Annotated in this window: 10 protein-coding genes and 1 pseudogene; 5 read left to right on the top strand and 6 right to left on the bottom strand. The window is 41.7% G+C overall.

Translation table 11 applies throughout. From position 1 onward, the window contains the following. Positions 1-76 precede the first annotated feature (76 nt). The 3 genes from CLFS41_RS29165 to CLFS41_RS30505 all read right to left on the bottom strand — a co-directional run bounded on the left by CLFS41_RS29165 (position 77) and on the right by CLFS41_RS30505 (position 1308). A complete protein-coding gene (locus CLFS41_RS29165) occupies positions 77-805 on the bottom strand; it encodes a sigma factor-like helix-turn-helix DNA-binding protein (RefSeq protein ID WP_200895114.1) in 729 nt (242 codons plus the stop codon). 138 nt (positions 806-943) lie between these two features. Next, on the bottom strand, positions 944-1111 hold the full coding sequence (locus tag CLFS41_RS30175) for a hypothetical protein (RefSeq protein WP_161797511.1): 168 nt from the start codon (positions 1109-1111) through the stop codon (positions 944-946). A 44-nt stretch (positions 1112-1155) separates the two neighbouring features. Further along, positions 1156-1308, bottom strand: a complete 153-nt coding sequence (locus CLFS41_RS30505; RefSeq protein ID WP_200895113.1) for a hypothetical protein — start codon at positions 1306-1308, stop codon at positions 1156-1158. Between the two features lie 140 nt (positions 1309-1448). Between CLFS41_RS30505 and CLFS41_RS25145 the strand changes: the two genes are divergently transcribed. Next, the gene (locus CLFS41_RS25145) at positions 1449-1958 is read left to right on the top strand and encodes a hypothetical protein (protein ID WP_045093860.1); all 510 of its coding nucleotides are present in this window, start codon (positions 1449-1451) and stop codon (positions 1956-1958) included. On the opposite strand, the gene CLFS41_RS25140 is transcribed toward CLFS41_RS25145, so the two are convergent. Beyond that, positions 1945-2139, bottom strand: a complete 195-nt coding sequence (locus CLFS41_RS25140; protein WP_045093859.1) for a hypothetical protein — start codon at positions 2137-2139, stop codon at positions 1945-1947. The genes CLFS41_RS25145 and CLFS41_RS25140 overlap by 14 nt on opposite strands. Before the next feature lie 43 nt (positions 2140-2182). Continuing rightward, entirely contained in the window at positions 2183-2344 is a 162-nt protein-coding gene (locus tag CLFS41_RS30170; RefSeq protein WP_161797510.1) for a hypothetical protein, read from the bottom strand. Between the two features lie 127 nt (positions 2345-2471). Between CLFS41_RS30170 and CLFS41_RS25135 the strand changes: the two genes are divergently transcribed. Beyond that, entirely contained in the window at positions 2472-2879 is a 408-nt protein-coding gene (locus CLFS41_RS25135; protein WP_242856912.1) for a helix-turn-helix transcriptional regulator, read from the top strand. A gap of 239 nt (positions 2880-3118) precedes the next feature. Here CLFS41_RS25135 and CLFS41_RS25130 read toward each other — a convergent pair whose 3' ends face one another. Continuing rightward, positions 3119-3337: a helix-turn-helix transcriptional regulator gene (locus CLFS41_RS25130; protein ID WP_045093858.1), complete on the bottom strand. Its 219-nt coding sequence runs from the start codon at positions 3335-3337 to the stop codon at positions 3119-3121. A gap of 189 nt (positions 3338-3526) precedes the next feature. Here CLFS41_RS25130 and CLFS41_RS25125 point away from each other — a divergent pair, with 189 nt between their 5' ends. From CLFS41_RS25125 to CLFS41_RS25115, 3 genes and pseudogenes are all read left to right on the top strand, one after another. After that, on the top strand, positions 3527-4240 hold the full coding sequence (locus tag CLFS41_RS25125; protein ID WP_045093857.1) for a hypothetical protein: 714 nt from the start codon (positions 3527-3529) through the stop codon (positions 4238-4240). 186 nt (positions 4241-4426) lie between these two features. Beyond that, positions 4427-5800: a recombinase family protein gene (locus tag CLFS41_RS25120; RefSeq protein ID WP_045093856.1), complete on the top strand. Its 1374-nt coding sequence runs from the start codon at positions 4427-4429 to the stop codon at positions 5798-5800. A gap of 22 nt (positions 5801-5822) precedes the next feature. Then, a pseudogene (locus tag CLFS41_RS25115) lies at positions 5823-6671 on the top strand (nucleoside recognition domain-containing protein); the annotation flags it as partial. Between the last annotated feature and the right edge of the window lie 77 nt (positions 6672-6748).

Raw genomic sequence — 6748 nt, 5'->3', positions numbered from 1 at the left:
ACACCCAGTTTGTCACTTCTTTTTTAGTAAGCATTGATTTTTCCTCCTGAATCCCATATAATAAGGGTGTGTTAGTTTATTTCGTTCTGGATCCTTCGCGGCGGCTACCGCTGGGGTCCATTTTTTTTTCCTGAGGGTACATCTCTTCATATTTCACGATGATCTGTTCCAACTCCTGTATTTCCATCCTCGTAATCTCCTCCTCACCCGTCAAGTACATTAAAAGATTACGCTTTTTGCTGAGCTTATTTTGCGCTGACATATAAGCTTTCCTTGTACATTTTCCAGGAGTTCTTATCTTTTCAGACCTTTCTAATACCGCTTTAAGACGCTGATCAACGCACTGTCTGCTGCACCCCATTACTGAGCCAATTTCTTCATACGTCATGCCCTGCAGACGCATTTCAACCGTCTGTCTCTGGAGATATGTAAGATCAGCCGGATTGACGGCTTTAAATTCCTTTCTTATCTCCTCCAAAGTGTTAATCTTGTTTTGTTTCCTGGCTTCTTCCATTTTTTCGATCTGTTTACATGATGTGCAGATACCATCATCTGACAATGTGGGGGCCCCGCAAATACTGCAGCTTCGCTTTTTCTTCTTTAAGGTTCTTTTTGCCTTTGCAACCTGTTCATCCTTTGTGGTCCATGAAAGGTTGTCCACATGGTTATTGGCTGGATTTCCATCAAGGTAGCTCACATAAGGCTTGTTTTCCGGATTGGGGATAAAAGCCTGGGCAATCAGACGGTTAACAGAATATACCTTTTGTTTACCATTCTCCTGCAGACTGACTGTTGCCTGTTTCACATTCTTGCTTAATGTTATATGGGCCTCTACCCTGCTCCCGTCTGGCCGTATCTTAAAAACTGTGCCATTCGTATGTACTTCCAGACGTCCATCCAGGATTACCTTACTGTCCTTATGCATTTCTCTCTCACCTCCCTTCTACATCCTGTTTAGCAGTCTAATCAACTCGCGGACCTGAAAAGATCGATATATGTAAGCCGCTGTCAGCGCAAGAACAATAATGCATAGCGCCCAGAGCAGCTGATCAATAAAATTATCCACTTGCAAATCATCATTGTACTTATCTAAATCAGCTTGTCGTTTCATTGGCTTGTCCCTCCTTCGCTTATGCTTGTCCATTAGGACCGCTTTTAAGCGGTACCCTCTTTCTTTCTGATCATTTCATCACGGAAGCGCTCCAGAAACTGATAAAACATTTCCGTATTCTCATTTCTTTCCACTTTAATGTCCTCCGGGTTCGTATAGACTTTCCCGTCATATGTTGTTATGGTTACGTTTGCCATATCACCACCCCTCTCTGATAGATTGTATGTGGCATTGGTTGTACTTCTTGCATTGTCCGTCTTGTCTTTTTTCTCCCCCTAGCTTATACTGTACTTACAGGCGTTGCAGTGCCGAGTACAAAAGAAAGGAGAAAGTGTTTATGCATTACATTAAGTTTGATAGTTTTGGTATTGAAGTAACTGATTACTTGCTTGATGACAATTGGCTTGTAATTGATGCAAGCCTAGCCACAAAAGAGGAATTTGATAAGTTTAAGGACTTTCATTTACAGCATCATCTTACCAATGAAAATTTGTTGAATTTCACTTTGGACGATACTTCCTATTGCGGTTCTCTAGGTGCATATACCTACGATATTGAATATAATATTCGTTTGTATGTGAGTACCATTCCATTCAAGGAATCACTTAGCGAAGAGTCTGTATTTAGTTTTAACCTTCAAAAAGTATTGGAAAATCATGAGCAACGTTTAACTGCCATAACCAAAATTTTAAAGAGGAACAATTTGCTAAGCGAAGATGAAGCTTTAGACCTACTGCCTTACTTGCCAATCGACCACTTTATATTTGCAATGCATCGTCAGGTTCCTAACTTGAATAAGTATCTGTTAGACACCCATTCAACACTGGAGGAACTTAGAAAAAAGTAGAGCGCTTTGTATCTCTGTCATGTTTCTCAATTACACGTTTGATATCTTCTACTTTCAAGTTTGGCTGACTTTGAACTTGCCCTTCAAGGTCAGCTACTTTCTTTTTTAATTCCTCTGTCTCCTTGTTCAACACGGACAAATTGTCTAAAATTGTGATCAGACAGCCTTTTGATATAAACATCCCTCTTACCTCCTTCCTTATTCACTTGCCAATGTGCGTCCATTCAGTTTGTCTTCTGCATGAGAAAATCCCTAGCAGTCTGAACCTGACCTTCAAACCGACACTGCATGGTTTCCGGTAGTTCATTCCAGTGCTCCATAATGTAGCGTAGCTGCTCCAGACGTTTCTGTTCTTTAGATTCCGGTACTTCTCTGTGTTCTTTCACCTTCTCACCTCCTTTCCGTTCGACTATGTCATAATTATATTCGACTTAGTTCAATATGTCAAGATATTTTTCTTGACTTTGTCGAATTTCTATTGTAATATTTAAGTATGAAACGAGGTGATAAATTGTGAATGAAGAAATCAGAGATAGGATTGGAAAGGTAAGAGAGCACTTTCAGAAAAGCCAAGAAGAATTTGGAACCATTCTTGGAGTAACTAATTCTACCATTTCCTTATTAGAGAGAAAAAAGCGTGACCCTTCTGATAGATTAGTACGAGATATATGTAGGGAATTTAATATTAATGAAAAATGGCTCCGAACCGGAAAGGGCGAAATGTTCAATAAGATGGATGCAACAGATCTGGTATTTAGCCATTTTGGCTCTATAATGGGAAATGCAAGCGCACAAAAAAAAGCGGTCTTATCCGCCTTGGTTGAGATGGTATATTGTGTTCCTGATGATAAGTGGGATTATATTTTTAATCAATTTGAAAGCTGCCTAAAAGAGGCCCATAAAGATCCTGAGGAGGATTAACTCCTCCCCAGAACCCCTAAAACTAGATGGTAGATGTGTCTTGCTTGCGAATCATCTAATGAATCAACTAACTCATGCAACATCTTTTTAAATATCATATTATGTACCACCCTTCCCCTATAGTCGTTATAACGACCTTGTTACTATATGAACGTTGCGACATGATTAAATTGCCTGTCAGTTTCGCATTTGTCCGGTATAACGGACAAATATTGACAAGTGTCTATTATGTATCCCCTTCAGGGGGATATGCGGATTGAAAACAGGTCCGCCGGCTGAACGTCCAATGCAAGGGAAAGGATGCATATAGTACGTAACGTGGGATTGGCTTTGCCGTCCTCAATCTGGTTAATTTGGGTTTTACTGATTCCTGATAATTCCGCAAGTTCGCGATCTGTAAGGCCTGCCTTATCACGGAAATCAAACAGATGATATTCAATTGTAAATCGTGGAACCATAAGCATGTACCTCCATGCGAATAGTATTCGCAGTAGCAGCAGAAGTCATGCACAAACTTATGTTCGATTTCATTATATCAGAACACACGTTCTTATTCAAGTATTAATGTGTAGAATTAAAATAGCCTATGGCTTTTATTAAAATAGCCTATGGCTTTTTAATAATATTATCTTATGGAGGAAAAGAATATGAAAAAAATTGTTGTTGCTATCGCGTTAACCACTATTGCGCTTACGGCTTGTGGGGGCAAAGCTACCGCAGTTACTGAGAAAGCAACTAACGCACCGGCCGCTGAAAGTACAGCTGATAATACTCAAAAAGCCGTTGTGGCAGAAACCGTGGCAGCCTCGAAGGAAGATGATGCTTCTACGGTGAAGGAACAACTGGAATTCAATCCATTAAAAACGCTTGATGGCGAAATCTGTCTACTGATAACTAATAATAGCAGTAGCGTTATTGACGAATTGGAAGTTCAGATAAATTATAAGAATGGTTCTGGCGAAACGATAGATATGGATACGGATGGGCATGATATGGTCCTTCCTGGAAGTACAGTCGTTTCAAAAATGAGTGCTCCTGGAGAATATTCAGACTATGAAATAGTTAGTGATGTTCAATTAGGTTGTCATCCATCTTATAAAAACCATGCGGACAAAATTTCCATCACGTCAAATCCGGGTGATGATTGTGTAATTATTGAGATAACAAACAATGACAATGTTCCCATTGATGAAATAGAGTATGCAGTAGTTTATTATAAGGGTGATGAGGTCGCCCACATTGACTATCCACAAGATATCTATGATGTTGAAGCAGGAAAAACAGTTACCGAAAAGGCATCTCCCTACGATGTTGATTATGATAGCTATGAAGTGTACCTGAATCAGGCCCACACTTTCTAAAATCAAAGTAAAAAGCCCCCGTGCTGGTAACACAGAAGCTTTTCACATAGATTTTCTCTTACCGGGTAATCCCAGAAAGATACAATCAGATTCGACACCTGTATTATATCATTTCTGGTACGTTCTTGGCAAGGGGCGTATTTTTTGTACATTTTTTCATATCATTACATAGGAGATGATATAATTATGGATAAAAATTTTCTACGGGGCGCATGTTACGTGCGTGTATCAACGGATAACCAGTTAGAAAACTACAGCATTGAAGAACAAACCGACCGCCTAGAGGCATATTGCAAAGCAAAGGATATCCAGATAGTCCGAATATATACTGATGGTGGCTATTCTGGTGGAAACACTAACAGGCCCGCTCTGCAGCAGATGATCCAGGATATCGACAGAGGATTGATAGATTCTGTTATTGTCTACAAACTTGACCGCCTATCCCGAAGCCAAAAGGACACACTTATGCTGATCGAGGATTGTTTTCTTGCCAAAAATGTGGACTTTGTTTCGGTGAATGAAAATTTTGACACATCCACCCCCTTTGGCCGGGCTATGATCGGAATATTGTCGGTCTTTGCCCAGCTGGAGAAGGACCAGATCACAGAGCGTTTTACCATGGGGCGCATAGGCAGGGCCAAGAATGGGTATTTTCACGGGGGCGGCAACGCTCCAACAGGATATGATTATATTGATGGAGATCTTGTTATAAATGATTACGAGGCTATACAGGTCAAGGAATTGTATGATCGTTTTTTAAAGGGGTATACCATTCATAACTGTTGGCAGTACATGCAGCAAAAATACGGGGGGTGGAATAGCGAAGTTTTGGTTCGGAATGTTCTAAAAAACGAATTATATATTGGAAAAGTAAAATTCAAAGGCGTAGCATATCAAGGAAACCATCAGCCTATCATATCCGAAGAGGCATTCCGGCAGGTGCAGGACCTGTTTAACAGCTCCAGGAGGGCCTCTAATACCTTCAAGCGGTCTCCATTTAAGGCAAGCACCCTTCTTTCCAGTCTCGTGTATTGTGGTAAGTGTGGGGCACGTTTCCATGGTGAGCACGGCAACTATTCTTGTTACAGCCGTACTAAAGGTGACAAAAAATATATTGTGGATCCTAACTGCAAAAATAATAAATGGAAAATAGAAGAATTGGATAAACTGGTGGTGGATTACATAACGCGCTTAGACTTTTCCAAATTGCAGAATAATCCTCCGGCCCAGGCTTCTGTAACGGACTATTCTTTACGTTTGTCCGATATAGATAAGCAGATTGGAAAACTGATAGACCTTTATCAGGTCGGTGGCATTCCGCTTGAAGTTATACAATCAAAAATGGATGCACTCAGTAAAGAGAAGGAAACGCTATTGGAATTATCAAGGCCAAAAGATGTTTCAAAGACCACCCTTGAAGAAATGATATCCGCAAGAGATACTTTAATAGCGCTTGCGGATTCAGGCAGTTTAGATGAAAAGAGAGCCTGCATAACAATGATTATAGACCGCATTATAATAAATGAGACCGATGTAAATATTAAGTTAAAGCAGCTTTAATTTATTTTACAAGTTTATAAATACCATGTGCATGGGATTTGGATGCAACGCGGCCGGTATTGTGGGATGCCGCATCATCGATTCCCCAAGGGAACGGATCATTGCCATGATCACCAACAATTTTGTGCCCTGCAACGGAAGGTTCCCCACCCTGATCGCCATTATATCCATGTTTTTTGTAGGGGTATCCGGAGGTGCCTTTGAATCCCTTTTATCAGCCCTGCTCCTGACAATGTTCATTGTTCTGGGCGTATTTATGACCTTTGCGGTCTCCAAGGCCCTGTCCATGACTGTTTTAAAGGGAATGCCCTCCTCCTTTACCCTGGAGCTTCCTCCCTACCGGCGTCCCCAGATCGGCAAGGTGATCGTGCGCTCCATCTTTGACCGCACCTTGTTTGTGCTGGGAAGGGCCATTGTCGTGGCCGCTCCTGCAGGACTTCTCATATGGATCATGGCCAATGTACAGGTGGGAGGGATCACCCTTCTGGCACATTGTTCCGGTTTTCTGGACCCCTTCGCCCATATGCTGGGCATGGACGGAGTTATCCTCATGGCATTTATCCTGGGGCTTCCGGCCAATGAGATCGTGATCCCCATTATCATCATGGCATACATGGCCCAGGGAAGCATCCTGGATTTTGAAAGCCTTACACAGTTAAAGGAACTGCTGGTAAACAACGGCTGGACCTGGATAACCGCTGTGAGCACCATGCTTTTCTCCTTAATGCACTGGCCCTGTACCACCACCCTGCTCACCATACGCAAGGAATCGGGAAGCCTGAAATGGACAATTATGTCCTTTTTGATACCCACGGTATGCGGCATTGTCATCTGCTTTGCATTTAACTGTGTGGCGCAGATGTTTATTTAGGCCAAACCAAAGGGACCCCAAGCTCTGTTATAGGGCGCTCAGGGGATGAGCCTCTCCAATTCGGTCCCACAAAACCA

This window comes from Clostridium sp. FS41, from assembly GCF_000954015.1.
Classification (GTDB): domain Bacteria; phylum Bacillota; class Clostridia; order Lachnospirales; family Lachnospiraceae; genus Enterocloster; species Enterocloster citroniae.
The sequence above is the reverse complement of the archived record's forward strand: the minus strand, read 5'-3'. Positions and strand labels throughout refer to the sequence as shown.

Coding starts and splice junctions, on each gene's coding strand:
- CLFS41_RS30175 (WP_161797511.1), bottom strand. CDS start 1,111: ATGAAACGACAAGCTGATTTAGATAAGTACAATGATGATTTGCAAGTG.
- CLFS41_RS30505 (WP_200895113.1), bottom strand. CDS start 1,308: ATGGCAAACGTAACCATAACAACATATGACGGGAAAGTCTATACGAAC.
- CLFS41_RS25140 (WP_045093859.1), bottom strand. CDS start 2,139: ATGTTTATATCAAAAGGCTGTCTGATCACAATTTTAGACAATTTGTCC.
- CLFS41_RS25145 (WP_045093860.1), top strand. CDS start 1,449: ATGCATTACATTAAGTTTGATAGTTTTGGTATTGAAGTAACTGATTAC.
- CLFS41_RS25120 (WP_045093856.1), top strand. CDS start 4,427: ATGGATAAAAATTTTCTACGGGGCGCATGTTACGTGCGTGTATCAACG.
- CLFS41_RS25130 (WP_045093858.1), bottom strand. CDS start 3,337: ATGGTTCCACGATTTACAATTGAATATCATCTGTTTGATTTCCGTGAT.
- CLFS41_RS25125 (WP_045093857.1), top strand. CDS start 3,527: ATGAAAAAAATTGTTGTTGCTATCGCGTTAACCACTATTGCGCTTACG.